The organism is Gordonia sp. DT101 (assembly GCF_049844895.1).
GTDB lineage: Bacteria > Actinomycetota > Actinomycetes > Mycobacteriales > Mycobacteriaceae > Gordonia.
The window spans coordinates 1,006,477-1,032,476 of sequence record NZ_JBNCLX010000002.1 but is presented as its reverse complement, the minus strand read 5'-3'; the positions used below and the strand labels follow the sequence as shown (position 1 = coordinate 1,032,476).

The window sequence follows — 26,000 nt, the reverse complement described above, 5'->3', positions numbered from 1 at the left end:
CAGATCAGCATCGGCCGTGGCGTCAGGCGTTCGAGCTCCGGAACGCGGATGCCGCGTCGTCGTCGCCGGCCCGGTACCCCGTCGCCTGCGCACGCAGCACCGCAGCGATCTTGCGGAGTTCCTCGACCCCGCGGGCGGAGTCCGTGGCGAAGGTCTCCGCCACCGCGTTGAAGCTCCTGGCCGAGGTCTCGGACACCTCGTCCTGGCCGGCGGCGTGCACGGTCAGTGCCGGTTCCGCTGCTCCCAGTGACTGTTCGAGCCGATCGGCGAGCCCGTCGAGACGCCCGGCTGCCGAGATGAGTTCTGCCGGGTCCACATCGAGCTGCGCCTGGTTCGTTTCGCCGGTCATGTCTCCTCGTTCCGGTCGGTGTTCTGGTCGATGGTCTGGTTGTGGTACCCGGGGACTCACGTCCCGGTGGTCGGCCCGCCGGGCGGCGGTCCGAGCCGGAGCTCGATGTCGGGCGACGGCGCGCGCTCCGGCTCCTCCTCATCCCCGAGTACGGCGGGAACCACGTCGGGTACCTCGCCGACCACCTGCTGTCCGTTGTCTTCGGTCACCAGGTAGTCGGGCACCTGGTGTTGTTCGTTGGACGCACCGGCGCCACGGGCGGTTCCCGCGGCTCCCATCGGCGCCATCGACGCAGGCATCGAGCTGGTGGACGTCACGGTCCCGCGGGTGGCCTGCTGCGGGCTGTAGCCGGCCGGCTCGGTCATCCCGAGGGCGGGGCTCGTGAACGGGCGCGGCGCCAGCGGTGCCGCTGCGGCACCGACGGCGCCGATGCCGCCACCGCCACCGGCATGTCCCTTGCCACCGCCGCCACCGGCACCCCCACCGCCTGGACCGCCGCCCTTGCCCGCGACCGGATCTCCCTTCGCGGACATGAGCGGGTCCGCCTTGGCGCTCGACAACATGCTGCTCACCGGTGATGCGATCATCGACGGGAGCTCGGACGCCGACGACACCGCCGGGGATACGCCGTCGAGGACCGCGCCGGCCACCGCGAACGGCGACTGCGTCGCGGCCGCGGGCGCCGGTGCGTTGGTGATCGGGACCGGTGCGCCGTTCGTCGTCATCTTGGCGGTGGGTCCGAGCAGCTGTGCACGGGTGAGGGCGACCTGCGCGGTCGCCTCGGCGAGACCTTCGGTGGCGAACCCGACCGCTGCTCCCTGTCCGAACGGCGTCATGATCAGCGGGATGGTCGCGGAGATCTTGCCGATCGTCGCCGCGATGATCGCCTGCACCGCAGCGAGTCCCGTTCCGACGATCCCGGCCGCGGCCTGGATGTCGAACGACATCCCGGTGCCCTGCGTGGTGACGTTTGCCGTGTCGCCGGTAGCGATCGCCGACTTGCCGACGGCTGCGGTCGACGCGGTCCCGGTCCAGAGCTTGTCGAGGGCCTTGACCGCCCCGGAACTCATGGACATCGTCGTCTCGAGCACCTTCGACAGGCTCTGGAAGATCGCCGAGGGATCGAAGTCCCCGGCCGCCAGGTCGCCGGTGCCGAATCCGCCGAGCAGATCCGTCAGCGGTTTGATCAGGATGTCGAGATTGATCGGCGGCAGCGGCGGCAGCCCCGGGAGCGGAGCCGATGGTGGCGGCATCGCAGGCAACGCAGGCAACCCGTGTCCGGCCAAGACGTCGGCGACGGTCTTGTCCAGGATCGGACCCAACGGTGACGCGTTGATCATCTCCTGGACCGTCATGTGCGACATGGCAGGTACGTCGGGAATCCCGGCCGGCAGCGGGCCCGGAAAGGGTGTGCCAGTCACAGGACCGATCGGATCGCGGAACCGGCTGCCGCATCCTCGGATTGGAACTCGGCCAGGCCCGCGAAGGTCGCTGCCGCGGTACCGGCATGGACCGCCGCGAGGTTGCCGACCGACATCAGGTGATTGGCCTGCGCCACGATGAAGGACGCCAGGAATTCCTGGCCGATGAGCCCGAACACCGGGACCATCACGGCGGTGTTCGCCGCGGCATTGATCGACCCGGCGGCGCCGACCGCGGTGGCCATGGCAGCACTCGTGGCCCCGAACGTCTCGACCACCTCCGGTACAACCGTCACATCGCTCATCGCTGTTCCCTCCCATTCACGACCATGGACGTTCTATTCATCTCGTTGCTTTCCTCGATCCGACGCATCGGCGACCGATCTGGTTCCCCACCAGGTGTCATCGGCACGCGATCATCCGCTCCGCAGTCGGGAGTCGAGCAGTTCACCGAAGGATTCGTTGAACTCTTCGGTGATCAGGGCACGTTTCGCGAAGGCGCGCTGGGCCGCCAGTGCTGCGGTCCCGACTATCAGTTCACCCAGGCGCGGCCCGCCGAGTTCGTTGGCTCCCGCCGCCAGCCACAGACCGGTCAGCCCACCGACACCGTCCACCTCGACGGTCACCAGATCGTCGGCCGACGTCTCCCGCACACTGATCGCCGCGAACTTCTCGTTCAGTTCGTACATGCTGTTCAACTGCGCGTTGGCCCGGGCCTCGAGCTCATCCATCGCCCAACTCATGTCGCGCCCCTCAGACCGATCGCAGCCAGGAGGCCGGCGCGTCATGGTCGCGGTCGTCGAGCTGTTCGGCTCGCGCGAGATCGTCGGGCCTGGGCAGTTTCATCGCGTCGACGACGTCTCGGGCGACCCCGGAGGCGACGAGTTGCTCGCGCAGCCGGATGCCGGCGGCCATCGCCGACTGCTGACAGAGCCGGAGAATCTCGCCGGCGAGAACGGCCGGCTCTTTCGACAGGGCCGAGTTGTCGATCCGCACCGACATCGGCAGCCCCTGCGGCGTGGTGACCACCGAGACGGCACCGGAGCGCGAGCGCGCCGACGACAGCGCGAGCGCCGCGTCGAGATCGTTCCCGTCGGCCGACCGGTCCGTCACGGCGTCCCCGGCGTGACCCGACCCGGCCCCGCGATCATGAGATGTCATGGCGATGTCCCCCCTTCATGACACTTGGACGCGACCCGGCCTCCATCGGTTCCCCGATCCGACGAACTCTTCCGGATCCCCCGATCGACCGCGCACACGCCATGTGAGTGTCTGCACCACGACGACCCGGGCGCACAGCTGTGTGCAGGTCGTCGTCGGAGATCCTCTCATAGCAGTCGCCGGCCATCCACACAACATCCGGGTTTCCCTCTGTTCGAACGACCGTGGGGCACCGGCTCTCGGTGGGTGTGCGATCCGGTGAGGATCAACCGTCCCCCGCACGCCCTGCACGTATCGCGATCGGCGATGCTGTCAGGGTGACGAACACCGACGTTCCTCCCCTGGGTGCACTCGATGGTCTCCGCGTGCTCGAACTGGGCACCCTGATCGCGGGCCCGTTCGCCGGACGCCTCCTCGGCGACATGGGCGCCGAGGTGATCAAGATCGAGGCCCCGGGCTCCCCCGACCCGATCCGGACCTGGGGACAGGCCGAACAGGACGGCGAGCGCGTCTATTGGACCGTCCACGCGCGCAACAAGAAGGCCATCACGCTCGATCTGCGGGCGGATGCGGGCCGCGACGTCTTCCTCGCCCTCATCGATCGCGCCGACATCGTGGTGGAGAACTTCCGGCCCGGCACCCTCGAGCGATGGGATCTGGGTTACGACGTGCTGTCGGGCCGCAATCCCGGGATCATCCTGGTCCGGGTGTCCGGGTACGGACAGACCGGACCGGCGGCGAGCCGAGCCGGGTACGCCTCGGTCGCGGAGGCCGAGAGCGGTCTGCGCTACCTGAACGGATACCCGGGCGAGGCCCCGCCACGGTTGGCGTTGTCGATCGGCGACACGCTGGCCGGCATGTTCGCCGCGCAGGGAGCGCTGGCCGCCGTCTACCGGCGGACGGTGACCGGAAGAGGGCAAGTCGTGGACACCGCTCTCACCGAGGCCTGTCTGGCCGTGCAGGAGTCGACGATCGCCGACTACGACCTCGCCGGCGTCGTCCGCGGCCCGTCGGGGACGCGGCTCGACGGCATCGCGCCGTCCAACCTCTACCAGGCCGCCGACGGGTTGCGCGTGGTGATCGCGGCGAATCAGGACACCGTCTTTCGCAGGCTCTGCGACGCCATGGGCCGACCCGACCTCGCGACCGACCCGCGGTTCGCCGACCACCGGGCGCGCGGGATCAACCAGGACGAACTCGACTCGATCATCGCCGACTGGGCCGGCGCGCACACCAGCACCGAGCTGATCGAGATCCTCGGGACGGCAGGCGTCGTCGTCGGCCCCGTGAACACGATCGCCGAGGTGGTGCGTGACCCGCAGATGCTGGCCCGCGACATGCTCGTGCCGCATCACGACGAGCGCCTGGGACGCGACGTGCTGGGGCCCGGCATCGTGCCGAGACTGTCCGAGAGCCCCGGTCGGGTGCGCACGGCCGGTCCGCCGCGCCCGGGCACGCACAACGACGAGATCTATCGCGGACTCCTCGGCCTCGACGACGACACGGTGTCCGCGCTCAGCGAGCAAGGGGTCATCTGAACGGTTGCGCCTGAGCGGTTGTGATCGGCACCCGGTCAGCGAACATGGCTGGTCAGCGACCCGTCACGAATGCCCCGGGAGTTCGGTGGCAGAATCGATCTTCGGTAGACTCCTGCAACGATGGCGTGCACTCCATCAAACGATCTACAGGGGGACCATTCCGCATGACGTACGACGACTCCGGAAGTGTGGACGATTCCGGCGTGCCGGCGCCCCCGCCGTGGCTCCAGTTCGCCGAACCCGAGCCACCCACGGCGCCCGTACCCGCACCTCGCGAGCAGTCCGCGTATCCGTCTCCACCGGAGCCGATGCGTCGCGACGTACCCGCGGATCCGACACAAGCGGATCATCGGGATTCGACGTCCGGTCATCACGCGGCCGCCGATCCCGGCGTCGGGCAGCCGGACCAGTCCACCGGGAAGTCCGCCGCCGAGAGCGGGCCACCGCCCGTCGACCGCGCGGGACCGCAGCGACCGGCCGGCGGGCTGCCGACACCCGGGCTGCCACCGCAGGGTGCGCCGCCGGGGCAGGCGGCGCCGTATCCGCCGCAGGTACCCCCGCACCAGAACCATCCATCACAGATGCCCCCGGGCGGGCCCGGCCACGTGCCCGCACCCCCGTTCGGACCGGGCGCACCGTACGGCGGTCCGTTCGGCGGTCCCCCGATGGGCCCGCCCGGATACGGCGACCCGCAGGCGGGCCCCGGCCTCGACGAGGTCGCCCTGATCCGCAAGGCCCGCCGGGCACCCAGCCGCGGGTGGCGCCGCGCCGTGCACACGATGTCGGCCGGCGCCATCAACCCCGGCGAATCACCTGCGGACATCGAATACAAACACCTGCTCGACCGGGTCAATCGGCCGGTTCGCGGCGACTATCGGATCGCCGTGCTGTCTCTCAAGGGTGGCGTCGGCAAGACCACCACCACAGTGGGATTGGGTTCGACGTTCGCATCGTTGCGCGGCGACCGTGTCATCGCCGTCGACGCCAACCCCGACCTCGGGACGCTGGCCCAGCGGATCCCGCAGCAGACCCGCTCCACGGTCCGCGATCTGCTCGCAGACCCCAACGTCTATCGTTACTCCGATGTCCGCGCACACACCTCCCAGTCGCCGAGTCGCCTGGAAGTCCTTGCCTCCGAACGTGATCCGGCGATGGCAGAAGCATTCAGCGACGAGGAGTACCGCGGCGTCATGCGGATCCTCCAGCGCTTTTACAACATCATCATCACCGACTGCGGCACCGGCTTGAGCCACTCGGCGATGAACGGTGTGCTGGACATGGCCAACTCGATCATCCTGGTCAGTTCACCGGCGATGGACGGGGCGCGCAGCGCGGGCGCCACCCTCGACTGGCTCGAGGCACACGGCTACGGCCATCTGGCCTCACGCGCCGTCGTGGTGTTGAGCTCGTCCCGCCCGGGCGCGTCGACGATCGACACCGACCAACTGGGGCAGCACTTCCTGACCCGGTGCCGCGCCGTGCACCAGGTCCCGTTCGACGACCACCTGTCCGAGGGCGCCGACGTGGACCTCGATCTGGTGAGCAAGCAGACGCGGCGTGCCTTCGCAGAACTGGCGGCCACCATCGCCGACGACTTCGCGTCGGTGTCCTCGGAGCGCGACGAGCCCTTCTACCCGTAGAGATCCCGATCCTCAGGCCGGCCGGTCCTCAGGCCGGCGGGTCCTCAGCGACCGAACCCCGGGACCGACGCCATCGGCGACCGAGATGGATCGCGGTGGGGATCACCACGGTCAGCACCGAGGCGATGATGAACAGCTCGATGTTGTCCCGGATGATCGCCACCTGTCCGAGGAAGTAGCCGAGGAGGATGATCCCGACCGCCCACACGACGCTGCCGAGGACGCTGAAGACGGTGAAGATCCGATAGGACATCCCGGTGAAGCCGGCGACCACCGGCGTCAGGGTGCGGATGATCCCGACGAAGCGTGCGAAGAACACTGTCAGAGCTCCGAAACGGTCGAAATACCGATGGGTTCGCTCCAGCGGCTCCGGACCGATCCAGCGCATCAGGCGGCCCTCGACGACCCCCGAGCCGAGACGCCGGCCGATCAGGTAGCCGAGTTGGTCGCCGAGGATCGCCGCGAGCGGGACAGCGACGCAGAGCCACCACAGCGGCGCGAACGGATCCGGTTGCGCCGCAAACACCCCCGCGGTGAACAGCACCGAGTCGCCGGGAAACACGAATCCGATCAGCAGCCCGGTCTCGACGAAGATCAGGATGCACAGACCGATCAGTCCGCCGGTCGCGAGGAAGGTGTCGATGTCGAACGGGTTCATCGCCTTCAGCGTACGGAGGACGGCCGCCTCGCCGCGCGATCCCGACCGTCGGATCCGGCCTTCGACGGTCCGAGGTTAACTCGATGCAACATCCCGCGCAGATTGTGCCAACGTGCGGTTTACTGATGGGTAACGACGCCGGACGGTCGTTGTGGATTCACTCACACCGCCGGACCGAACAAGCCATCACACCGATGTGGAGACGAGGAGGCCCCGTGTCCGGTTCCCCGCACCCGCCCGACACGGGCGTGCGGACGCACCCCCACACCCGTACCAACAGCGGAAAGGGGCGGGCGCTCCGACCGGTGAGCGACACCCAGATCCGCGTCGAGTACCACACGATTCACGGATATCGCCGCGCATACCGCATCGCCGGCAGCGGACCGGCACTGCTGCTGATCCACGGCATCGGCGACAACTCGTCGACGTGGGACGACGTGATACCGACGCTGGCCCAGCATTACACGGTGATCGCACCCGACCTCCTCGGACACGGCAAGTCGGAGAAGCCGCGCGCGGACTACTCGGTGCCGGCCTTCGCCAACGGGATGCGCGACCTGCTCGTGGTACTCGGACACACCAAGGTCACCGTCGTGGGCCACTCCCTCGGCGGCGGCGTGGCCATGCAGTTCTGCTACCAGTTCCCGCGTTTCGTCGAACGACTGGTACTGGTGGCCGCCGGCGGCGTGACGCGTGATGTCAATCCCGCGCTGCGCCTCGTGTCGATGCCCGTGGCACACGAGATCCTCACCATGCTCCGGGTGCCCGGCCTGCTCCCGACACTGCGCACGGCGGCACGGACTCTCGCCGCCGCGCCCGCGGTGCCGGGCCTCCCGTCGATGTCGCTGCGACGACTCCTCAACGACCACGAGGATCTGGTGCGGGTGCTGGGAGACCTCGCCGATCCGACGGCATCGGCGGCCTTCCTCCGCACTCTGCGCGCGGTGGTGGACTGGCGTGGTCAGGTCGTCACGATGATGGACCGGAGCTATCTCACCGAACGTCTTCCGGTGCTGCTCATCTGGGGCGATGAGGACACGGTCATCCCCTACCACCACGCGCAGCTCGCGCACTCCGCGATTCCGCACTCCGAGCTCGAGACCTTCTCCGATTGCGGGCATTTCCCGTTCCACACCGACCCGGAACGGTTCACCAAGGTCATCATCGATTTCATCGAGCAGAACGAGGCGGTGGTGTTCGATCCCGCGAACTGGCGTCAGCTGCTCTCCGAGGGGCAACAACGCGGTGGATTCGCCGGCGACGAGGAGACCGTCGAGGCCGTGCTCGAGGCGATCGAGGACGAGCGCAGCGCCACGTGACGACCGGTCACGCGAATGATTCACGGGTCGCGGTCATCATGCGATGATGTGCCGATGACCTACCCGGGACAACCCCCGAACGATCCCCCTCGCGACCCGGACGGCTGGTCGCCGACCGCCTACGGCCGTCCGTATGACCCCTACTCCCAGGGGAGCTCGTACCCGGCCAATCCGTACCCGCAGGGAAATCCGTACGGCTCCGCACCTGGCGCGCAGCCGTACGGTAACTACGGCGCCGGGTACCCGGGCATGGATCCGTGGGCGCCCTACGGGCGCGATCCCGTCACCGGACTGCCGTTCTCGGACAAGTCCAAGGTGGTCGCGGGACTGCTGCAGATATTTCTCGGCAGCTTCGGCGTCGGGCGATTCTATCTCGGCGACAATCAGACCGGCGGAATCCAGCTCGGACTCACCATCATCGGCTGGATCACCGCGATCTTCCTCGTCGGGTTCCTCATTCTCCTGGGCGTAGGCATCTGGGCCCTGATCGACGGGATCATGATGCTCACCGGCAGCGTGCGGGACAAGAACGGTCTGCCGCTACGATCCTGATCCGGACACCGCCACCGAACCTGAAACCGGCCGACGGCAACCTGTTTCGCGTCGAGAGCACCTCGGGTCCCGTCGAGAGCACCCCCTGCCTTGAATCTGCGCCGCTGCGCAATGTGGTTCTCTCGGCGAAGTCCAGGTTGCTGTCGACGGGATTCCGGTTGCTGTCGGCGAAATTCGGGTTGCTGTCGGCGAAATTCCGGTTGCTGTCGGCGGCGGGGTCAGCCGCAGCACCCTCCCGACGACGAGCTCCGGACGTCCCGGGTGATCACGTTGCGGGCGGCGAGTTCGTCGTCGCCCGGATAGTCGACGCCGATCAGGCACAGGCCACGCGCATCGGCCACCGGTATCCGACTGTTGCGCGACGTCTCTGCCAGCAGTCCACGGCACCACTCGAGGTCGCGCCGACCGTCACCGACGCTCGCGACCGCCCCGACCAGTGAGCGCACCATGGACCAGCAGAAGGCATCGGCGCTCACCCGACCGATGAGCACACCGTCGGTGTCGGCCGTCCACTCGAAGCGCTGGAGATCGCGGATCGTCGTCGCGCCCTCCCGGCGGCGGCAGAACGCCGCGAAGTCGTTGAGGCCCAACAACGAGCGAGACGCGATGTTCATCGCATCGATGTCGAGCGACCGGGACCAGGCCGCGGTGGTCCGAGCCACGACCGGTTCCGCGCCCCACCGCGCATCGGTGAGCCGGTAGACGTAATGCCGACGCAAGGCGGAGAACCGGGCATCGAAGTCACCGCTGACCGGTCCGATCGCGCGCACCCGGACATCGTCGGGCAGCATCTTCGCCAGCCGGCCGACCAGGCGCGACGGGTCGCCACCGATGGATCTGGTCTCCAGCGCGGACTGCGGGATCTCGGTGTGCGCGACCTGCCCGGTGGCGTGTACCCCCGCGTCGGTGCGCCCTGCGACGGTCAGCCGCACCGGCACCCGCAGGACGGTGGCCAGGGTGTCCTCGAGCAGTCCGCAGACGGTGCGCTGGCCGATCTGCCGTGCCCACCCGGCGAAGTCGGTGCCGTCGTAGGAGACGTCGAGGCGCAGTCGCACGGACGGGCTCACCGCAGGACGACAGAACCCGCCGGCACCGGATGCGGTGACGGCGGGTTCTGACAACTGCTCTGGACTCAGTCGTCCGACTTCTTCTCGTCGGCTGCGGCGTCATCCGCCGTGGCCGCACTCGACTGGTCGTCGACGGCGTCGGCGACAGCATCGGCGTTCTCGACCTCGGCGTCGGTGGCGTCGGCCTCCACGGCCTCCACCACGTTGTCGGCGTCGGCTGCGGGCTCATCGCCCTCGGCGACGACCTCTTCGGTCGCCTCCAGCTTGTCCTCGGCCGCCTTCTTGGAGGCCGCGACGCGGGTCGCACGGCTGGCCTCGCTGCTCGCGGTCGACTCGCGCACCAGCTCGATCACGGCCATCGGGGCATTGTCGCCCTTGCGCGGCAGCGTCTTGATGATGCGGGTGTAGCCACCGGGACGATCGGCGAAGAACGGGCCGATCTCGGCGAACAGGGTGTGCACGACATCCTTGTCCCGGATGTCCTTCATGACCTCGCGACGGTGGGCCAGCGACCCGTCCTTCGCGTGGGTGATCAGCTTCTCGGCGTAGGGGCGCAGCCGCTTCGCCTTCGCTTCGGTGGTGGTGATGCGGCCGTGCTCGAAGAGCGAGGTGGCGAGGTTCGCCAGCATCGCTTTCTGGTGGCTGGCCGACCCGCCGAGGCGGGCACCCTTGGTGGGCTTGGGCATTGTCTTCTCCTAGAAGAAACTCACGATCTCACGACCGGAAGTCAGGGTTTGGCAACAGCCTTACAGCTGCTCGGTTTCAGCGAAATCCTCACCGGAGTCGGCGTCGAACGACGCGTCATCCGACCACGTTCCGGTAGCCGGGTCGTAACCCGCGACCTGCGACGGGTCGAAGCTGGCCGGGCTGTCCTTGAGGGACAGTCCGAGCGCGTGCAGCTTGACCTTGACCTCGTCGATCGACTTCTGGCCGAAGTTGCGGATGTCGAGCAGATCCGACTCGGTCCGGGCCACCAGCTCGCCGACGGTGTGCACACCCTCGCGCTTGAGGCAGTTGTAGGACCGGACGGTCAGCTCGAGATCCTCGATCGGGAGGCTGAACGACGCGATGTGGTCGGCCTCGGCCGGCGACGGTCCGATCTCGATGCCCTCGGCCTCGACGTTGAGCTCCCGGGCAAGCCCGAACAGCTCCACCAGGGTCTTACCCGCCGAAGCGAGCGCGTCCCGAGCGGTGATCGAATTCTTGGTCTCCACATCGAGCACGAGCCGATCGAAGTCGGTGCGCTGCTCGACACGGGTGGCCTCGACCTTGTAGGTCACCTTGAGCACCGGCGAGTAGATGGAGTCGACCGGGATCCGGCCGATCTCCGCACCCGATGCCTTGTTCTGCACGGCCGGGACGTAGCCGCGGCCCCGCTCGACGACGAGCTCGATCTCGAGCTTGCCCTTGTCGTTCAGGGTGGCGATGTGCAGATCAGGGTTGTGCACGGTGACGCCGGCCGGCGGCACGATGTCGGCGCCGGTGACGGTGCCCGGGCCCTGCTTGCGGACGTACATGGTGACCGGCTCGTCTTCTTCGGAGCTGACCACGAGGCCCTTGAGGTTCAGGATGACGTCGGTGACGTCTTCCTTCACCCCGGGGACGGTGGTGAACTCGTGCAGGACACCGTCGATACGGATGCTGGTGATGGCAGCACCCGGGATCGACGAGAGCAGGGTACGACGCAGCGAGTTGCCGAGGGTGTAGCCGAATCCCGGCTCGAGGGGCTCGATGACGAACTTCGAGCGGTCCTCGGCGATGATCTCCTCGGTCAGAGTGGGTCGCTGTGAGATGAGCATTTCGTTGATTCTCCTTGTGGCCGACCGCTATTTGACGGCCTAGAAGGTGGACCGAACAGCTGTTGCTGTCTGGCGTTTCTGCTGTTGTGTAGTCGCGGTGACGATTACTTCGAGTAGAACTCGACGATGAGCTGTTCCGTGAGCGGCACGTCGATCTGAGCGCGCTCGGGCACCTGGTGCACGAGGATGCGCAGGGTCGACGGGACCACCTGCAGCCAACCCGGGACCGTACGGTCGCCCTGGATCTCCTTGGCGATCTGGAACGGCACGGTCTGCAGCGACTTCGGACGGACATCGACGATGTCGTACTGGCTGACCCGGTAGCTGGGCACGTCGACATTCACACCGTTGACGGTGAGATGTCCGTGGGTGACCATCTGGCGGGCCTGACGACGGGTCCGGGCCAGACCGGCCCGGTAGACGACGTTGTCGAGACGGGTCTCGAGGATCTTCAGCAGTTCGTCACCGGTCTTGCCGTTGCGACGGTTGGCCTCTTCGTAGTAGCGACGGAACTGCTTCTCCATCACTCCGTAGGTGAAGCGGGCCTTCTGCTTCTCCTGCAGCTGCTGCAGGTATTCGCTCTCCTTGATCCGCGAGCGGCCGTGCTGGCCGGGCGGGTAGGGGCGACGCTCGAACGCCTGGTCGCCGCCGATCAGATCGACGCGAAGACGACGGGACTTCTTTGTTGCGGGGCCGGTATAACGAGCCATGGTTTTCTAGTCCTCCCTTTCCCGCTAGACCCGGCGCCGCTTGGGCGGACGGCAGCCGTTGTGCGGCTGCGGGGTGACATCGGAGATGGTGCCGACCTCGAGGCCGGCGGCCTGCAGCGACCGGATCGCGGTCTCACGACCCGAGCCCGGTCCCTTGACGAACACGTCGACCTTCTTGACGCCGTGTTCCTGAGCCTTGCGCGCAGCGTTCTCCGCAGCGAGCTGTGCCGCGAACGGGGTGCTCTTGCGCGAGCCCTTGAAACCGACGTGACCCGAGGACGCCCAGCTGATGACGTTTCCGCTGGGGTCGCTGATCGACACGATGGTGTTGTTGAACGTCGACTTGATGTGTGCGCTGCCGTGCGGGACGTTCTTCTTATCGCGACGGCGGGTGCCCTTCTTGGGGCCTGCGCTACGTGACTTAGGAGGCATTACTTCTTCTTCCCGGCGATGGTCTTCTTCGGGCCCTTGCGAGTGCGGGCATTCGTCTTGGTGCGCTGGCCACGGACGGGCAGGCCACGACGGTGGCGCAGACCCTGGTAGCAGCCGATCTCGATCTTGCGACGGATATCGGCCTGCACCTCGCGACGCAGGTCACCCTCGACCTTCACCGAGGCCTCGATGTACTCACGCAGCTTCGCGACGTCTGCGTCGGTGAGATCCTTCGCACGAAGGTCGGGACTGAGCCCGGTGCCCTCGAGGATCTCCTGGGAGGTGGTACGCCCAACTCCGTAGATGTAGGTCAGTGCGATCTCCAGCCGCTTCTCGCGGGGGAGATCCACACCAGCAACACGTGCCATGTGGCGGATTTCCTTTTCTTGTCAGAGGTCTGCTCCCAGTCCGTCCCGAATCTGTTGCCGGACCGTTGTGTCCGGCCATTCGGGCTCCGGCCTCTGAACCGGAGGTGGGCGTCGACCCGTTTGTCGACACTGGTGTTGGGAGTGCTTCGTCGATATTCAGTTGTCCTTCAAGCGACCCGGAGGGTTGCCGTGATCAGCCCTGACGCTGCTTGTGACGCAGGTTCTCGCAGATCACCATGACCCGACCGTTACGGCGGATCACCTTGCACTTCTCGCAGATCGGCTTGACGCTCGGCTGAACCTTCACGTCCGCTTCTCCTTGAATGGTCGGGCACGGCTGTGCCGCGCCCGTCGGTGTTTTCCTTCAGCGGCGACTGCGCCGCCGCTGTGGTTCTTACCCGTGTTCCGGGGAAGTCTTACTTGTACCGATAAACGATGCGCCCACGACCGAGGTCGTACGGCGAGAGTTCCACGACGACCCGGTCCTCGGGCAGGATGCGGATATAGTGCTGCCGCATCTTGCCGCTGATGTGGGCGAGAACCTTGTGACCGTTCTCCAGCTCAATACGAAACATCGCATTGGGCAGGGGTTCGATGACTCGTCCCTCGACCTCGATGGCCCCGTCTTTTTTCGCCATGTCCTCCGCGATCCTGGCTGCTCACCCGAGGCTTCCTCGATCTGACCCGTAGGTTGGAAGCCCAGTTGAAACCGTGTTTATCCGTTAGTGTGATGACACCGAATCGGGTGACCGGTCTCATCGGCGGTGAAGCGCGTCGGACCCTCGACGTCACTCGGCGAACTGCCGGATGACACGCAAGGACCGGCGTGCGATGCACACCGACGTTCTATGTTACGCGAACTGGCAGAACAGTCCAAACCGCCAGGAGCGGCGGGGCCCGGATCGGTGTCGGCCCGACCGAGCGGACGTGTCTCGATCGGCTCACGGAGAAGGGATTCGTCCGCCGCCGCGCGCCGACAGGCGACCGGAGGCGAGTCCTCGTCGAAGCTCACACCGAACGCCACCGGACCCACCTCGAAGCGGGAGAATGGGCGGCGTGGGCACCGTCGACGATTACCTTGCCGGACTCGACCCCGACGATCGCGCGGCCGTCGACCGCGTTTATTCGATCGCCCGTGAGCTGGTCCCCGACACCGAGCAGGGCACCGGCTACGGCATGCCCGCACTCACCTACCGCGGCAAGCCGCTCCTCTCTGTCATGCGGACCAAGAAGCACATCGGTGTCTACCCGTTCAGCCGGGACGCGGTGGCGGTGGCCGCCCCGAGACTCGTCGGCTTCGATCTCGACAAGGGCACGATCCGGTTCCAGCCCGACACACCCCTGCCCGACGACGCCGTCCGGGCGATGGTGAGCGCCACGCGAGATCAGATCGCCGACGGCTGAAGATCATCGGCTACCGGCGACTTGTCGGACCGGGCGGCCATCACGGATTTTGCAGCGTCGCCTGGCACACCGTCGCCTGGCACACTGTTGGCCATGTCCGCGTTCTTGATTCGTTCCGCATTCACCGGATTCGCCCTGTGGATCGCGACCCTGATCGTCCCGGGTCTCGACTTCGTCGGCGGCTCGACGAACTGGGAGAAGTTCGGGATCGTCGTCGTGGTCGCGCTGATCTTCGGCGTCGTCAACGCGATCATCAAGCCGATCGTCCAGATCCTCTCGATCCCCCTCTACATCCTCACGCTCGGCCTCATCCACGTGGTGATCAATGCGTTCATGCTGGAGATCACGGCATGGATCACCCGTAACACCACCCACTGGGGCCTCGCTGTGGACGACTTCTTCTGGTCGGCGATCTTCGGCGCGATCGTGATCTCGCTCGTCGGCTGGGCCGTCGGCCTCGTCCTCAAGGAGCCGGCGTGAGTGCGCCCGGCGGCAGGTTCGTCCGACTGCTGGCGCTCGGGGCCGTACTGCTCGCCGTAGTCGGCGTATCCGCCTGTGGCAGTGACAACAGCGGTGACAAGCCGCGCACAGTGACGGTCGTGGGTAGCGGAAAGGTCACCGGCACGCCGGACACCCTCCGCGCCGACATCGGTGTCGAGGCGACGGCCGCCGACGTCTCCAGCGCGCTGAACGAGGCGAGCGCGAAGGTCAAACAGGTGACCGACGCTGTGGTGGCGGCCGGCGTGGAACGCAAGGACATCCAGACCCAGCAGGTGAACCTGAGCCCCCAGTACTCCAGCCCGATGCCCGGCGGCACCAGCGCGATCTCCGGCTATCAGGCGACCAACACGGTCCGCGTCACGATCCACGACATCGGCAAGGCATCCGACGTCTTGGCCGCCGCAGCCACCGCGGGCGGCGACAGCACCCGGATCAGCAATGTCAGCTTCGCCATCGACGACGACTCGGACCTGATGAAGAAGGCGCGTGAGGCGGCATTCGACGACGCGCGCAGCCGGGCCGATCAATACGCGGAACTGGCCGGCGACTCTCTCGGCAAGGTGCAGACCATCTCCGAAACGACGAGTGGCCAGGATCAGCCGACGCCGCTCCAGCGGGACTCGTCGGTGGGTGCCACACGGGTCCCGGTCGAGCCCGGCGAGCAGACGCTGACATTCAACGTCAACGTCACCTACGCGCTGACCTAGGTTTCCACCCCTGGTCGAGTAGCCTAGGGCGTGAGCGGAGGGTCAATCGATATCGCCGTATCCCCTCGTCGCGCAGTTGGTCTCGATACACCGACTCGCAAGCTCGTCGGCTACGCGACGCGCGGATGGGAGTCGCCAGGCGTATCAGTCGGCCTGCAGGATCGCGGCCAGTGGTGGCACCGGGTCGCCGTCGCCGAGCACCTGGACCGCCACATGATCGGCGCCCGATGACAGGTGCGCGTCGACCTGAGCCCGCACCGACGCCGCATCACCGTGCGCCACAAGGGTGTCGATGAGCGCGTCACTTCCACCGCCGGCGATGTCGTCGTCGGTCCAGCCGAGCCTCTTCAGGTTCGCGACGTAGTTGCGCAGGTGTAAATACGGCTTGTCGACCGGCGGGCGGCCCACCGCACGGGCGGCCGCCGGATCGGTGTCGACCACGACCTTGTGCTCCGGCGCCAACAACACGCCGGGACCGAGGATCTCGCGTGCCTCGGCGGTGTGGGCAGGCGGCGTCAGATACGGATGCGCACCGAGCGACCGATCCGCGGAGAGCTTCAACATCTTCGGGCCCAGCGCAGCCAGCAGGCGACGCTCCACGGGCACTCCCTTGCCGTCGAGGACGTCGAGATAGTCGACGACTGCTTCGTACGGCTTCCGGTACTCGGCATTGGCCTCGCGGTGGCCCGCCCCGATGCCGAGGTAGAAACGTCCCGGGAAGTCGGACTCGATCTCGAGGAACTCGTCGGCGATGGTCGCGGCCTCGGTGTTCCAGATGTTCACGATGCCGGTGGCCACCGTGATGTCCTCGGTGGCCTCGAGCACCGTGCGGACCGGCCCGAGATTCTCCGGCGATCCACCGAGCCAGATGGTGCCGTACCCGAGTTCCTCGATGGCCCGAGCCTGGTCCGGTGAGGACTTCCCCCACCCACCCCAGGCCCCGTGGGTGCCGAATCGTGCGACATGGGCTGCTCTGTCCGAACTCATGCCGCTGGCAACCTCCTGCGGCGGTTCACTATTCCGTCCGCAGGCAGGTGCGACGGACAGACTCACCCGTCGATACGAAACATACTGTTCAGCAGACCAATTCACGTACCGAACCCTGGCCGGGCGGCGCACGGCATCCACGGCCGGGCGCCGCCGTCGCGGTGACCGGGTGGGCCGTGGCACCCTGGTGCGCATGCGTGCTGTGGTCCAGCGAGTCACCGAGGCATCAGTGGCCGTCGACGGCCAGACGATCGGCGAACTCGACCTCGCAACCGGCCGACAGGGGCTCGTCGCCCTCGTCGGCGTCACCCACGACGACACCGCCGAACACGCCGCGAAACTCGCGGACAAGATCTGGCGGCTGCGCATTCTCGACCCCGACGATCAAGGCCGGGAGCGATCGGCGTCGGACTTGGACGCGCCGATCCTGGTGATCAGCCAGTTCACCCTCTATGCAAACACTGCCAAGGGGCGCCGTCCGTCCTGGAACACCGCGGCACCCGGTCCGGTCGCGGCACCTCTGGTGGACGCCGTCGCGGCCGCTCTGCGAGACGCTGGTGCGACCGTTGCCACCGGTGAGTTCGGCGCGAACATGGACGTCCGGCTGGTCAACGACGGCCCGGTGACCCTGGTCCTGGAGGTCTGAGGCGCATCGCCCTCACCGGTTTCGTCGGTCGCCCCGGGAGTAGCCTGAACGTCGATGGGACGCATCACCGCTCGACGGCGGGTGACCAGAGTCCGCGTCGGCGCGGAGCCCACAACACGCGCCGACGTGCTGGCCGTCGAAGAACCGTTGGAGATCCGGGTGGGAGGTACGGCGCTGGCCGTGACCATGCGTACGCCCGGCGACGATGTGGAGCTCGCGGCGGGCTTCCTGGTGTCCGAGGGAATCCTCACAGCCGCCGATGATCTCCGGACCGCGCGCTACTGCGCCGGTGCGACCGAGGACGGAACCAACACCTACAACGTCCTCGACCTCGCGATCGCCGACCACGTCACTCCGCTGGACGGCTCCCTCACCCGGAACTTCCTGACCACCAGCGCCTGCGGGCTGTGCGGGAAGTCGAGTATCGAGACAGTGGTGACGCGTTCGATCTTCGACCCCGCCGGTGACGACCTGACCGTCGACAGCGCCACGGTGCTCGCCCTTCCGGACCGCCTTCGCGACGGCCAGGCGGTCTTCGACAAGACGGGTGGACTCCACGCAGCCGCACTGATCGACGGCCGGACCGGCGAGCAACTCGTCCTGCGCGAAGACGTCGGGCGCCACAACGCGGTCGACAAGGTCATCGGATGGGCGTTGCTGCACGATCTGCTCCCCCTGGCCGGCCACATCCTGCAGGTCTCCGGCCGCGCCAGCTTCGAGCTGGTGCAGAAGGCCTCGATGGCCGGAATCCCGCTGCTCTCGGCGGTCTCGGCACCGTCGTCGCTGGCCGCCGATCTGGCCGAGGAGCGGGGCATCACCCTCGTCGGCTTCGTCCGTGACGAATCATTGGTGATCTACACCCGCCCGGATCGCATCACCGTCGCCGAACCCGCCGACGACGGTGCCGAGCGGTTCACGCCGGACGCGTCGTGAGAATCCTCGGACCGCCGGCCGTAATCGCGACGGTCTGCATCCCAGGTGCCGTCTTTCCACCTGTGGATTCGTGTTGCGGCTCCTCGAGACCCGACACAACCGGCGTCAGACGCCGCGCGCCCGGCGATCGTCGGACGAGGACGACAGGTAGGGCAACAGAACCTCTCGCTCGTCGCGATGCATCGCGGCCAGGCGGCCGACGATGTCACGGCCGTGGTCGGTGATGTGGATCTGCACGCGACGACCGTCGGTCGGGTGCGGCTCTCGACGGACCAACCCCTTCTCTTGAGCGCGATCGATGAGCTCGACGGCGCTGTGATGGCGTACCAGTAGTTGCTCGGCAACCTCTTGGACCGTGGCCACGCCGTTTCCCGGCAGTCCCATCAGCGCGAGCATGAGTTGATACTGACCACTCGTCACGCCACTCGACCGGATCGCCTCCTCGCTGAACCGCAAGTAGCGGCGGATGCCATAACGAAATCGCGCCAACGCGACGAAGTCAGCCGCGGACGCTGAGGATCGATCATCGGGCCCGTTCATCTTCCCCCTGTGTCCGCCGGACTTCAAAAGTATATCGTCACACGATATATTTACCTTCGCCGCTTGTTCTCCGATCCGTGAGGAACCACAGATGGACTCTCCGTCTCACGCATGGCGTGACCTGCGCGATGGCAACCGACGTTTCGTCGAAGACACCCCGCGCCACCCGAATCAGGACGCCGACACCCGGCATCGCCTGACCCGGTCACAACATCCCAAGGCCGTCATATTCGGCTGCTCCGATTCACGAGTCGCCGCCGAGATCGTCTTCGACCAGGGTCTCGGCGATCTTTTCGTGGTGCGCAACGCCGGTCACCTCGTCGATTCGTCTGTACTCGGCTCCATCGAGTTCGCACTGGACATCCTCGAAGTGCCACTGGTGGTAGTACTCGGCCACGACTCTTGTGGAGCTGTCGGAGCGACGGTGAATGCGCTCGACACCCTTGCACTTCCGTCCGGACACATCCGCGACCTGGTCGAACGTGTGACCCCGAGCATTCTCGCCGGACGAGAGGCAGGGCTCGAGACGGTCAACGAATTCGTGTCCGAGCACGTTCAACAGACCTCCGCGATGCTGATCGAACGGAGCAAGTCCATCGCGTCGAAGACCCGGTCCGGCGAGGCTGCCATCGTGGGCCTCACCTACCACCTCACCGACGGCGCGGTCGACGTCGTGAGTGCGCACGGTGAGATCGACCAACTTCCGTGTCACGGCTGATCTCGGTCGGCCACGGGACCCTCACAGGTGACGGGTTGATCCGGCTATTGCGCTCTGCAGACGTCCACTCCGTCGTCGACGTACGCAGATATCCCGGCAGCAGGAACAACCCTGATGCCCGGGCCGGAGCACTGGCCCGCCGGTTACCCGACGCCGACATCGCATACCGGACATGCCAGGCGCTCGGCGGTCGCCGACGTCTGGATCCGGACACCCCGCTGGTCGACACCTGGTGGCGCGTACAGCAGTTCGCCGCCTACGCGGCCCACACCCGAACCGACGAGTTCGACGCGGGATGCACCGAGCTCCTCGCCGAGGCCGCACGTCATCGCACAGCGATGATGTGCAGTGAGAGCGTCTGGTGGCGATGTCATCGACGGTTGATCGCCGACGTCGCAACACTCGTGCACAACACCACCGTCAGTCATCTGATGCACGACGGACGACTGGTCGATCATGTGCCCGCAGACGGTGCACGTGTGCGCGACGATGGTCATGTCGTCTGGGATTCTGTCACCCGATAGGATTCCGGGGATGGCGTCGACCGATTGAATGCACTGACGACGCCCAACCGCCCCTGAGATAGGAGGCCACATCGTCGTGACTTCACTCGACGGAAAGATCAAAGACCTGTACGACGAGGTCGTTGCCCGCAATCCGGGAGAGGCCGAGTTCCACCAGGCCGTGCACGAGGTGTTCGACAGTCTCAGTCTGGTACTGGCGAAACATCCGCACTACGCGGACTCCGGCATCATCAAGCGACTCTGCGAGCCGGAACGACAGATCATCTTCCGCGTGCCCTGGGTGGATGACGATGGGCGGGTGCAGATCAACCGTGGATTCCGGGTCGAATTCAATTCAGCGCTCGGCCCGTTCAAGGGCGGACTGCGCTTTCACCCCACCGTGTACCTGGGTGTGGTCAAGTTCCTCGGTTTCGAACAGATCTTCAAGAATGCCCTCACCGGGCTGCCCATCGGCGGCGGCAAGGGCGGGGCAGACTTCGATCCGAAGGGACGATCCGACGGCGAGGTGATGCGCTTCTGCCAGTCCTTCATGACCGAGCTGTACCGGCACATCGGCGAATACACCGACGTGCCGGCCGGTGACACCGGAGTGGGCGGCCGAGAGATCGGATACCTGTTCGGTCAGTACAAGCGGATCACCAACCGCTACGAATCCGGCGTGCTCACCGGCAAGGGCCTGGCCTGGGGCGGCTCCCAGGTACGCACCGAGGCAACCGGATACGGGGTCGTCTACTTCGTTCAGGAGATGCTCGCGGCCTCCGGCGCACAGTTCGACGGGCGCCGGGTCACCATCTCCGGCTCCGGGAATGTCGCGTTGTACGCGATCGAGAAGGTACAACAACTCGGCGGTCATGTGGTCGCCTGTTCGGACTCGAGCGGTTACGTCGTCGATGACAAGGGCATCGACCTCGAGCTGTTGAAACAGGTGAAAGAGGTTGATCGCGGTCGCATCTCGGACTACGTCGAGCATCGCGGGGAAAGCGCGCGTCTGGTCACTTCGGGCTCCATCTGGAACGTTCCGACCGACATCGCCATCCCTTGTGCCACCCAGAACGAACTCGGCGCCGACGATGCACGCGCGCTGATCGACAACGGATGCCAGATCGTGGCCGAAGGCGCGAACATGCCGACCACCCCTGACGCGATCCGCGCATTCGCGCAGGCCGGGGTGCGGTTTGCCCCCGGCAAAGCCGCGAACGCAGGCGGCGTCGCGACGAGCGCACTGGAGATGCAGCAGAACGCTTCTCGGGATTCGTGGAGCTTCGATCACACCGAGGGGCGGCTCGCCGACATCATGCACACCATCCACCACAACTGCCTGGCAACCGCGGACGAGTACGGTGTGCCCGGCGACTACGTGCTGGGTGCCAACATCGCCGGGTTCACGCACGTGGCCGACGCGATGCTGTCACTGGGCGTCATCTGAATCGATGCCCGACGACGTTCTCGCCGCGATCGTCCGTTGGTACGAGTGCGGTGGCGTCGTCGACGTACTCTCGCGGCGGCGAGACCACGCGGTGGTCTCCCTTCGGACCTGCGACGCAGGAGAAGAGATGGCGCGCCTGCACACCGACGACCACGCTGTTCTCCGCTGGATCGATGAGCATCTCGGCCGGTGCTGCCCACCGAGGGCTTAGCTCCACCCACCCGACGTCTTCAACCGCATCCGCCGGCCAGGGGGCGGGTCCGGCAGGTCGGCCCGACCGATCGCCAGGCCTAGACGCGGCAGGTCAGCGTAGCAACGGAGCACGCACCTCACCTGCGATCAGCGCAGGTGAGGAGTCAGTTCGGGCGTGTGGTGAGAATTCGTGGACCATCTCCGGTCACCACGACCGTGTGTTCCCAGTGCGCGGCCCGGGATCCATCGTCGGTGACAACGGTCCAGTCGTCGTCCAGAACACTGGTCTCAGTGGTACCCAGCGTCAGCATCGGCTCGATCGCGAGTGTGGAGCCCACGACCAACACCGGTCCGCGATTCGGTTTGCCCTCGTTGGCGAGGAAGGGCTCCATATGCATCTCCCGACCGATGCCGTGCCCGCCGTAGCCCGCGACGATTCCGAACGACCGGCCGAACTTCTGTTCGGCCGCAATCGTTCCCAACTCGATCGCGTGGGAGATGTCGGTCAGCCGAGCTCCCTCGACCATGGCCGCGATGCCCGCTTCCATGGCCAGTCTGGTGGCCTCGGAGAGATCCGAGTCGGCCTCGGAGAGTTCGCCCACGCCGAAGGTCCAGGCAGAGTCGCCGTGCCAGCCGTCGAGAATCGCACCACAGTCGATGGACACCACGTCACCATCGGCGAGGATGACGTCGGAAGACGGTATCCCATGCACCACCACGTCGTTGACGGAGCTGCAGATCGATCCGGGAAAGCCGTGATAGCCCTTGAACGACGGCACCGCACCGGCCTCCCGGATCACCGTCTCGGCGACCTCGTCGAGATCCTGGGTGCTCACACCGGATTCGGCAGCCGCGCGCACCGCGACCAGCGCAGCGCCCACGACGGCGCCGGCCGCCGCCATCGCGTCGACCTCACCGGCGGTCCGGAACGGAACCGGCTTGGGTTTGCGAAATGCCATGAGCGCGACCGATCTCTCTGTCGTCAGGTCGGCGAGATCAGGAAACGCCCGCGCCCAGCGCGCTCAGCACGCGCTGATGCACATCCTGCACGTCGCCGACCGCGTCGATGGTCTTGACCTGCTCGCCGTAGTACTCGAGCAACGGCGCGGTCTCCTTGGTGTAGACCGCCATCCGGTTACGGATCACGTCTTCGGTGTCGTCCGCGCGGCCGCGGGAGAGCATCCGGTCGACGACGACATCCGCATCGACCCGGAACGAGAGCACCGCGTCAAGCGAGGTGTCGAGCTTGGCGAGGATGTCCTTGAGCGCATCGGCCTGTTCGGTCGACCGCGGGAACCCGTCGAGGATGAACCCCTTCGCCGCATCGGGCTCGCCGACGCGGGCACGCACCATGTCGACCGTGATCTCGGACGGGACCAGGTCGCCGGCGTCGAGATACCGCTTCGCCTCGATACCGACCGCGGTTCCCTGGGAGATGTTGGCACGGAAAAGGTCTCCGGTGGAGATGTGCGGGATGCCCAGAGCCTCGGACAGCAGTTCCGCCTGAGTGCCCTTGCCAGCGCCGGGGGGGCCGAGAATCACGAGTCTCACTTGAGGAACCCTTCGTACTTGCGTTGCATCAGTTGACTGTTGACTTGCTTCATCGTGTCCAGACCCACACCGACCATGATCAACACGGCCGTGCCCCCGAATGGCAGGTTCTGCGCACCGCCACTGTTTCCGATCTCCAGGAACAGGTTCGGCAGTACCGCGATGATACCGAGGTAGATCGAACCCGGCAGCGTGATGCGGCTCAGCACGTAGCCGAGATAGTCCGCGGTCGGCGTTCCCGGACGGATGCCCGGGATGAACCCGCCGTACTTCTTCATGTCGTCGGCGCGTTCCTCCGGATTGAAGGTGACCGCCACGTAGAAGTACGTGAAGAAGATGATCATCAGGAAGTAGACGAGGATGTAGACCCCGCTGCTGGGATCGGTCAGGTACTGACTGATGTAGCGCTGCCACGTCGACTGCTCGCCTTCCGATTTCTGCGTCAACTGCAGGATCAGCTGCGGCAGATACAGCAGAGAGGACGCGAAGATCACCGGGATGACGCCGGCCTGGTTGACCTTCAGCGGTAGATAGGTCGACGAGCCGCCGTACATCTTGCGGCCGACCATCCGCTTCGCGTACTGGACCGGGATACGCCGCTGGCCCTGCTCGATGAACACGACACCGGCAACGATGACCAGCGCCGCGACACAGACGAGGCCGAAGACCAGGCCGCCGCGGGTATCCAGGATCATCTTGCCCTCGGACGGGATGCGCGCGGCGATGCCGGCGAAGATCAGCAGCGACATACCGTTGCCGATGCCGCGCTCGGTGATCAGCTCGCCGAACCACATCACCACACAGGCACCGGCGGTCATCACGAGCACGATGATCGCGAGGCCGAAGATGGACTGGTCATTGAGGATCTGGTCGGCCTGCGAACAGTCCTGGAGGAGCTGACCACGATCGGCGAGCGCGACGATGCCGGTCGACTGCAGCAATGCGAGCGCGACCGTCAGATAGCGCGTGTACTGCGTCATCTTGGCCTGGCCGGACTGGCCCTCCTTGCGCAACTGCTCGAAGCGCGGGATGACCACGGTCAGCAGCTGCACGATGATGCTGGCGGTGATGTACGGCATGATGCCGATCGCGAACACCGACAGCTGCAGCAACGCGCCGCCGGAGAACATGCTGATCAACGAATAGATGTCGGCGGAGCTGCCGTGCGACACCTCGTCGATGCACGCATGGACGGCTTTGTAGTCGACGCCAGGGGAAGGAATGGTCGCACCCAGTCGATACAGCACGAGAATGCCGATGACGAAGAGGATCTTCTTCCTCAGATCGGGCGTCCGGAAGGCCGCGACGAGGGGGGAAAACACTAACTCCTCCTAGGAACGACCACGCGGATGGACTAGGACGTCCCCCCGCGTGCTCGGCAATCGACGTTGATCGAAGCGTCAAGACAACGCTTGAACTCTAACAGTCACGCCATCGGCCCTCGTCAGCGCGACGGGGTGATGTCCGCCTTGTCCGATGGCCTCATGACGCCGAAACCGTCGGCCTGCGGGCAGCGCCGTTTCCGTGCTGCCCGCCGCCGACGGTATGTGGCTCAGAGTTCGGTGACGCTGCCTCCGGCAGCGGCGATCTTCTCTTTGGCCGAGGCCGTGAACTTGTTGGCGGAGACGTTGACCGCGACACCGAGGTCGCCGTCGCCGAGCACCTTGACCAACTGGTTCTTCCGAACCGCACCGGCCGCGACGAGTTCGTCGACCCCGATGGTGCCGCCCTGCGGGAACAGCTTGGCGATGTCGCCCACGTTGACGACCTGGTACTCGACCCGGTTGCGGTTGGTGAAGCCCTTCAGCTTCGGCAACCGCATGTGGATCGGCATCTGGCCACCCTCGAACGCGGCGGGCACGTTCTTACGTGCCTTGGTGCCCTTGGTGCCGCGACCCGCGGTCTTACCCTTGGACCCCTCACCGCGACCCACGCGGGTCTTGTCGGTCTTCGCGCCCGGAGCGGGGCGAAGATGATGGAGCTTGATTGTCATTACTTGACCTCTTCGACTGTCACGAGGTGCCGAACCACGTTGATGAGGCCGCGGTTGATCGGAGTGTCCTCGCGGGTGACCGACTTGCGGATGCCCTTCAGGCCGAGGGTCCGCAGGCTGTCACGCTGGTTGCTCTTGGTACCGATGGTGCCCTTGATCTGGGTGATCTTCAGCTCTGCCATCACTTAGCTCCCTGACTCAGCGCACGTGCACGCAGCATGCCTGCAGGCGCAACATCTTCGATCGACAGCCCGCGACGTGCCGCGACCTCTTCGGGACGCTGCAGCATCTTCAGAGCGGCAACGGTGGCATGCACCACGTTGATCGCATTGTCACTGCCGAGGCTCTTGGCGAGGACGTCGTGCACACCCGCACACTCGAGCACGGCACGCACCGCGCCACCGGCGATCACACCGGTACCCGGGCTGGCCGGGCGGAGCATGACGACGCCGGCCGCGGCCTCACCCTGCACGGGGTGGGTCACGGTGCCGCCGATCAGGGGCACGCGGAAGAAGTTCTTGCGAGCCTCTTCGACGCCCTTCTGGATGGCCGCAGGAACTTCCTTGGCCTTGCCGTAGCCGACGCCGACCATGCCCTGGCCGTCGCCGACCACCACGAGGGCGGTGAAGGAGAACCGACGTCCACCCTTGACCACCTTGGAGACACGGTTGATGGCGACGACGCGTTCGAGCTGGTTGCGGTCCTCGCGATCGCGACCTCCGCGGTCGTCGCGACGGCCACGGCCGCCGCCACCGCCGCGACGGTCGTTGCCGCCGCCTGCTGCGTTCGAGTTGTTGTCGTTTCCGGCGGGTCCGTTTCCGCCGTCACGCTGACGTCCGGGCATCAGAGGTTCCCTCCGGTCAT

General features: G+C 66.5%; 35 protein-coding genes. 13 read left to right on the top strand and 22 right to left on the bottom strand.

Annotated elements, in window-relative coordinates; all coding sequences use genetic code 11:
- Window positions 1–22: 22 nt before the first annotated feature.
- The 5 genes from ACLQ3I_RS11020 to ACLQ3I_RS11000 form a co-directional block, all read right to left on the bottom strand.
- Window positions 23–349 (bottom strand): PE family protein, encoded by a 327-nt coding sequence (locus ACLQ3I_RS11020; RefSeq protein ID WP_425790857.1) that lies wholly within the window; start codon window positions 347–349, stop codon window positions 23–25.
- A gap of 56 nt (window positions 350–405) precedes the next feature.
- Window positions 406–1,713 carry a hypothetical protein gene (locus ACLQ3I_RS11015; protein ID WP_425792074.1) on the bottom strand — a complete coding sequence of 436 codons (1,308 nt, stop codon included), beginning with the start codon at window positions 1,711–1,713 and terminating at the stop codon, window positions 406–408.
- A gap of 53 nt (window positions 1,714–1,766) precedes the next feature.
- Window positions 1,767–2,075, bottom strand: coding sequence for a type VII secretion target (locus ACLQ3I_RS11010; protein WP_425790855.1), 309 nt, complete (start codon window positions 2,073–2,075; stop codon window positions 1,767–1,769).
- A 111-nt stretch (window positions 2,076–2,186) separates the two neighbouring features.
- A complete protein-coding gene (locus tag ACLQ3I_RS11005; RefSeq protein ID WP_425790854.1) occupies window positions 2,187–2,513 on the bottom strand; it encodes a YbaB/EbfC family DNA-binding protein in 327 nt (108 codons plus the stop codon).
- 10 nt (window positions 2,514–2,523) lie between these two features.
- On the bottom strand, window positions 2,524–2,931 hold the full coding sequence (locus tag ACLQ3I_RS11000; protein WP_425801816.1) for a hypothetical protein: 408 nt from the start codon (window positions 2,929–2,931) through the stop codon (window positions 2,524–2,526).
- Window positions 2,932–3,248: 317 nt separating this feature from the next.
- Here ACLQ3I_RS11000 and ACLQ3I_RS10995 point away from each other — a divergent pair, with 317 nt between their 5' ends.
- Window positions 3,249–4,469 carry a CaiB/BaiF CoA transferase family protein gene (locus ACLQ3I_RS10995; RefSeq protein ID WP_425801814.1) on the top strand — a complete coding sequence of 407 codons (1,221 nt, stop codon included), beginning with the start codon at window positions 3,249–3,251 and terminating at the stop codon, window positions 4,467–4,469.
- A gap of 164 nt (window positions 4,470–4,633) precedes the next feature.
- Entirely contained in the window at window positions 4,634–6,109 is a 1,476-nt protein-coding gene (locus ACLQ3I_RS10990; protein WP_425801812.1) for an AAA family ATPase, read from the top strand.
- 28 nt (window positions 6,110–6,137) lie between these two features.
- On the opposite strand, the gene ACLQ3I_RS10985 is transcribed toward ACLQ3I_RS10990, so the two are convergent.
- Entirely contained in the window at window positions 6,138–6,767 is a 630-nt protein-coding gene (locus ACLQ3I_RS10985; RefSeq protein ID WP_425790846.1) for a DedA family protein, read from the bottom strand.
- Window positions 6,768–7,015: 248 nt separating this feature from the next.
- Here ACLQ3I_RS10985 and ACLQ3I_RS10980 point away from each other — a divergent pair, with 248 nt between their 5' ends.
- Together ACLQ3I_RS10980 and ACLQ3I_RS10975 are read left to right on the top strand one after the other, a co-directional pair.
- Window positions 7,016–8,086 (top strand): alpha/beta fold hydrolase, encoded by a 1,071-nt coding sequence (locus tag ACLQ3I_RS10980; RefSeq protein WP_425792073.1) that lies wholly within the window; start codon window positions 7,016–7,018, stop codon window positions 8,084–8,086.
- Window positions 8,087–8,140: 54 nt separating this feature from the next.
- Window positions 8,141–8,638: a TM2 domain-containing protein gene (locus ACLQ3I_RS10975; RefSeq protein WP_425790844.1), complete on the top strand. Its 498-nt coding sequence runs from the start codon at window positions 8,141–8,143 to the stop codon at window positions 8,636–8,638.
- Between the two features lie 218 nt (window positions 8,639–8,856).
- On the opposite strand, the gene truA is transcribed toward ACLQ3I_RS10975, so the two are convergent.
- The 8 genes from truA to infA form a co-directional block, all read right to left on the bottom strand.
- Window positions 8,857–9,705 (bottom strand): tRNA pseudouridine(38-40) synthase TruA, encoded by an 849-nt coding sequence (gene truA, locus ACLQ3I_RS10970; RefSeq protein ID WP_425790842.1) that lies wholly within the window; start codon window positions 9,703–9,705, stop codon window positions 8,857–8,859.
- Between the two features lie 65 nt (window positions 9,706–9,770).
- Window positions 9,771–10,391, bottom strand: a complete 621-nt coding sequence (gene rplQ / locus ACLQ3I_RS10965) for a 50S ribosomal protein L17 (RefSeq protein ID WP_425790840.1) — start codon at window positions 10,389–10,391, stop codon at window positions 9,771–9,773.
- A 60-nt stretch (window positions 10,392–10,451) separates the two neighbouring features.
- Window positions 10,452–11,504, bottom strand: coding sequence for a DNA-directed RNA polymerase subunit alpha (locus tag ACLQ3I_RS10960; RefSeq protein ID WP_267629812.1), 1,053 nt, complete (start codon window positions 11,502–11,504; stop codon window positions 10,452–10,454).
- Between the two features lie 104 nt (window positions 11,505–11,608).
- Window positions 11,609–12,214 (bottom strand): 30S ribosomal protein S4, encoded by a 606-nt coding sequence (gene rpsD, locus ACLQ3I_RS10955; protein ID WP_425790837.1) that lies wholly within the window; start codon window positions 12,212–12,214, stop codon window positions 11,609–11,611.
- 24 nt (window positions 12,215–12,238) lie between these two features.
- Window positions 12,239–12,646 carry a 30S ribosomal protein S11 gene (rpsK, locus tag ACLQ3I_RS10950; RefSeq protein WP_161062115.1) on the bottom strand — a complete coding sequence of 136 codons (408 nt, stop codon included), beginning with the start codon at window positions 12,644–12,646 and terminating at the stop codon, window positions 12,239–12,241.
- Window positions 12,646–13,014, bottom strand: coding sequence for a 30S ribosomal protein S13 (gene rpsM, locus ACLQ3I_RS10945; protein ID WP_425790834.1), 369 nt, complete (start codon window positions 13,012–13,014; stop codon window positions 12,646–12,648). The genes rpsK and rpsM overlap by 1 nt, the downstream gene beginning before the upstream one ends.
- Before the next feature lie 193 nt (window positions 13,015–13,207).
- On the bottom strand, window positions 13,208–13,321 hold the full coding sequence (gene rpmJ, locus ACLQ3I_RS10940; RefSeq protein WP_005207978.1) for a 50S ribosomal protein L36: 114 nt from the start codon (window positions 13,319–13,321) through the stop codon (window positions 13,208–13,210).
- A 109-nt stretch (window positions 13,322–13,430) separates the two neighbouring features.
- Window positions 13,431–13,652, bottom strand: a complete 222-nt coding sequence (gene infA, locus ACLQ3I_RS10935) for a translation initiation factor IF-1 (RefSeq protein ID WP_005170487.1) — start codon at window positions 13,650–13,652, stop codon at window positions 13,431–13,433.
- A 418-nt stretch (window positions 13,653–14,070) separates the two neighbouring features.
- Here infA and ACLQ3I_RS10930 point away from each other — a divergent pair, with 418 nt between their 5' ends.
- The 3 genes from ACLQ3I_RS10930 (at window position 14,071) to ACLQ3I_RS10920 (ending at window position 15,626) form a co-directional block, all read left to right on the top strand.
- The gene (locus ACLQ3I_RS10930; protein WP_425801810.1) at window positions 14,071–14,418 is read left to right on the top strand and encodes an iron chaperone; all 348 of its coding nucleotides are present in this window, start codon (window positions 14,071–14,073) and stop codon (window positions 14,416–14,418) included.
- Between the two features lie 93 nt (window positions 14,419–14,511).
- Window positions 14,512–14,898 carry a phage holin family protein gene (locus ACLQ3I_RS10925; RefSeq protein ID WP_425790830.1) on the top strand — a complete coding sequence of 129 codons (387 nt, stop codon included), beginning with the start codon at window positions 14,512–14,514 and terminating at the stop codon, window positions 14,896–14,898.
- A complete protein-coding gene (locus tag ACLQ3I_RS10920; RefSeq protein WP_425801808.1) occupies window positions 14,895–15,626 on the top strand; it encodes an SIMPL domain-containing protein in 732 nt (243 codons plus the stop codon). Before ACLQ3I_RS10925 ends, ACLQ3I_RS10920 begins: the two co-directional genes overlap by 4 nt.
- 144 nt (window positions 15,627–15,770) lie before the next feature.
- Here the strand turns inward: ACLQ3I_RS10920 and ACLQ3I_RS10915 are convergent, their stop codons facing one another.
- Window positions 15,771–16,613 carry an LLM class F420-dependent oxidoreductase gene (locus ACLQ3I_RS10915; protein WP_425801805.1) on the bottom strand — a complete coding sequence of 281 codons (843 nt, stop codon included), beginning with the start codon at window positions 16,611–16,613 and terminating at the stop codon, window positions 15,771–15,773.
- 193 nt (window positions 16,614–16,806) lie between these two features.
- Here ACLQ3I_RS10915 and dtd point away from each other — a divergent pair, with 193 nt between their 5' ends.
- Both dtd and fdhD read left to right on the top strand, forming a co-directional pair.
- Window positions 16,807–17,259, top strand: coding sequence for a D-aminoacyl-tRNA deacylase (dtd, locus tag ACLQ3I_RS10910; RefSeq protein WP_425801803.1), 453 nt, complete (start codon window positions 16,807–16,809; stop codon window positions 17,257–17,259).
- A gap of 54 nt (window positions 17,260–17,313) precedes the next feature.
- The gene (gene fdhD, locus ACLQ3I_RS10905) at window positions 17,314–18,192 is read left to right on the top strand and encodes a formate dehydrogenase accessory sulfurtransferase FdhD (protein ID WP_425801801.1); all 879 of its coding nucleotides are present in this window, start codon (window positions 17,314–17,316) and stop codon (window positions 18,190–18,192) included.
- Window positions 18,193–18,297: 105 nt separating this feature from the next.
- Here fdhD and ACLQ3I_RS10900 read toward each other — a convergent pair whose 3' ends face one another.
- On the bottom strand, window positions 18,298–18,732 hold the full coding sequence (locus ACLQ3I_RS10900) for a MarR family winged helix-turn-helix transcriptional regulator (protein WP_425790821.1): 435 nt from the start codon (window positions 18,730–18,732) through the stop codon (window positions 18,298–18,300).
- A 91-nt stretch (window positions 18,733–18,823) separates the two neighbouring features.
- Here ACLQ3I_RS10900 and ACLQ3I_RS10895 point away from each other — a divergent pair, with 91 nt between their 5' ends.
- The 4 genes from ACLQ3I_RS10895 to ACLQ3I_RS10880 all read left to right on the top strand — a co-directional run bounded on the left by ACLQ3I_RS10895 (window position 18,824) and on the right by ACLQ3I_RS10880 (window position 21,611).
- Window positions 18,824–19,450 carry a carbonic anhydrase gene (locus ACLQ3I_RS10895; RefSeq protein ID WP_425801798.1) on the top strand — a complete coding sequence of 209 codons (627 nt, stop codon included), beginning with the start codon at window positions 18,824–18,826 and terminating at the stop codon, window positions 19,448–19,450.
- Window positions 19,438–19,974, top strand: a complete 537-nt coding sequence (locus ACLQ3I_RS10890; RefSeq protein ID WP_425801795.1) for a DUF488 family protein — start codon at window positions 19,438–19,440, stop codon at window positions 19,972–19,974. Before ACLQ3I_RS10895 ends, ACLQ3I_RS10890 begins: the two co-directional genes overlap by 13 nt.
- A gap of 76 nt (window positions 19,975–20,050) precedes the next feature.
- Window positions 20,051–21,400 carry an NADP-specific glutamate dehydrogenase gene (gene gdhA, locus ACLQ3I_RS10885; RefSeq protein WP_425801792.1) on the top strand — a complete coding sequence of 450 codons (1,350 nt, stop codon included), beginning with the start codon at window positions 20,051–20,053 and terminating at the stop codon, window positions 21,398–21,400.
- Window positions 21,401–21,404: 4 nt separating this feature from the next.
- Complete coding sequence (locus tag ACLQ3I_RS10880) at window positions 21,405–21,611, top strand: hypothetical protein (protein ID WP_425801789.1); 207 nt, start codon at window positions 21,405–21,407, stop codon at window positions 21,609–21,611.
- Between the two features lie 145 nt (window positions 21,612–21,756).
- Here ACLQ3I_RS10880 and map read toward each other — a convergent pair whose 3' ends face one another.
- From map to rpsE, 6 genes are all read right to left on the bottom strand, one after another.
- Window positions 21,757–22,551, bottom strand: coding sequence for a type I methionyl aminopeptidase (map, locus tag ACLQ3I_RS10875; RefSeq protein WP_425790808.1), 795 nt, complete (start codon window positions 22,549–22,551; stop codon window positions 21,757–21,759).
- A gap of 37 nt (window positions 22,552–22,588) precedes the next feature.
- Window positions 22,589–23,143, bottom strand: a complete 555-nt coding sequence (locus ACLQ3I_RS10870; RefSeq protein ID WP_425790806.1) for an adenylate kinase — start codon at window positions 23,141–23,143, stop codon at window positions 22,589–22,591.
- Window positions 23,140–24,465, bottom strand: coding sequence for a preprotein translocase subunit SecY (secY, locus tag ACLQ3I_RS10865; protein ID WP_425790804.1), 1,326 nt, complete (start codon window positions 24,463–24,465; stop codon window positions 23,140–23,142). The genes ACLQ3I_RS10870 and secY overlap by 4 nt, the downstream gene beginning before the upstream one ends.
- 230 nt (window positions 24,466–24,695) lie before the next feature.
- Window positions 24,696–25,136, bottom strand: coding sequence for a 50S ribosomal protein L15 (gene rplO / locus ACLQ3I_RS10860; RefSeq protein ID WP_425790802.1), 441 nt, complete (start codon window positions 25,134–25,136; stop codon window positions 24,696–24,698).
- Window positions 25,136–25,318, bottom strand: coding sequence for a 50S ribosomal protein L30 (rpmD, locus tag ACLQ3I_RS10855; protein WP_164308718.1), 183 nt, complete (start codon window positions 25,316–25,318; stop codon window positions 25,136–25,138). The genes rplO and rpmD overlap by 1 nt, the downstream gene beginning before the upstream one ends.
- Window positions 25,318–25,980 carry a 30S ribosomal protein S5 gene (gene rpsE / locus ACLQ3I_RS10850; protein WP_425790800.1) on the bottom strand — a complete coding sequence of 221 codons (663 nt, stop codon included), beginning with the start codon at window positions 25,978–25,980 and terminating at the stop codon, window positions 25,318–25,320. Before rpsE ends, rpmD begins: the two co-directional genes overlap by 1 nt.
- Window positions 25,981–26,000 lie beyond the last annotated feature (20 nt).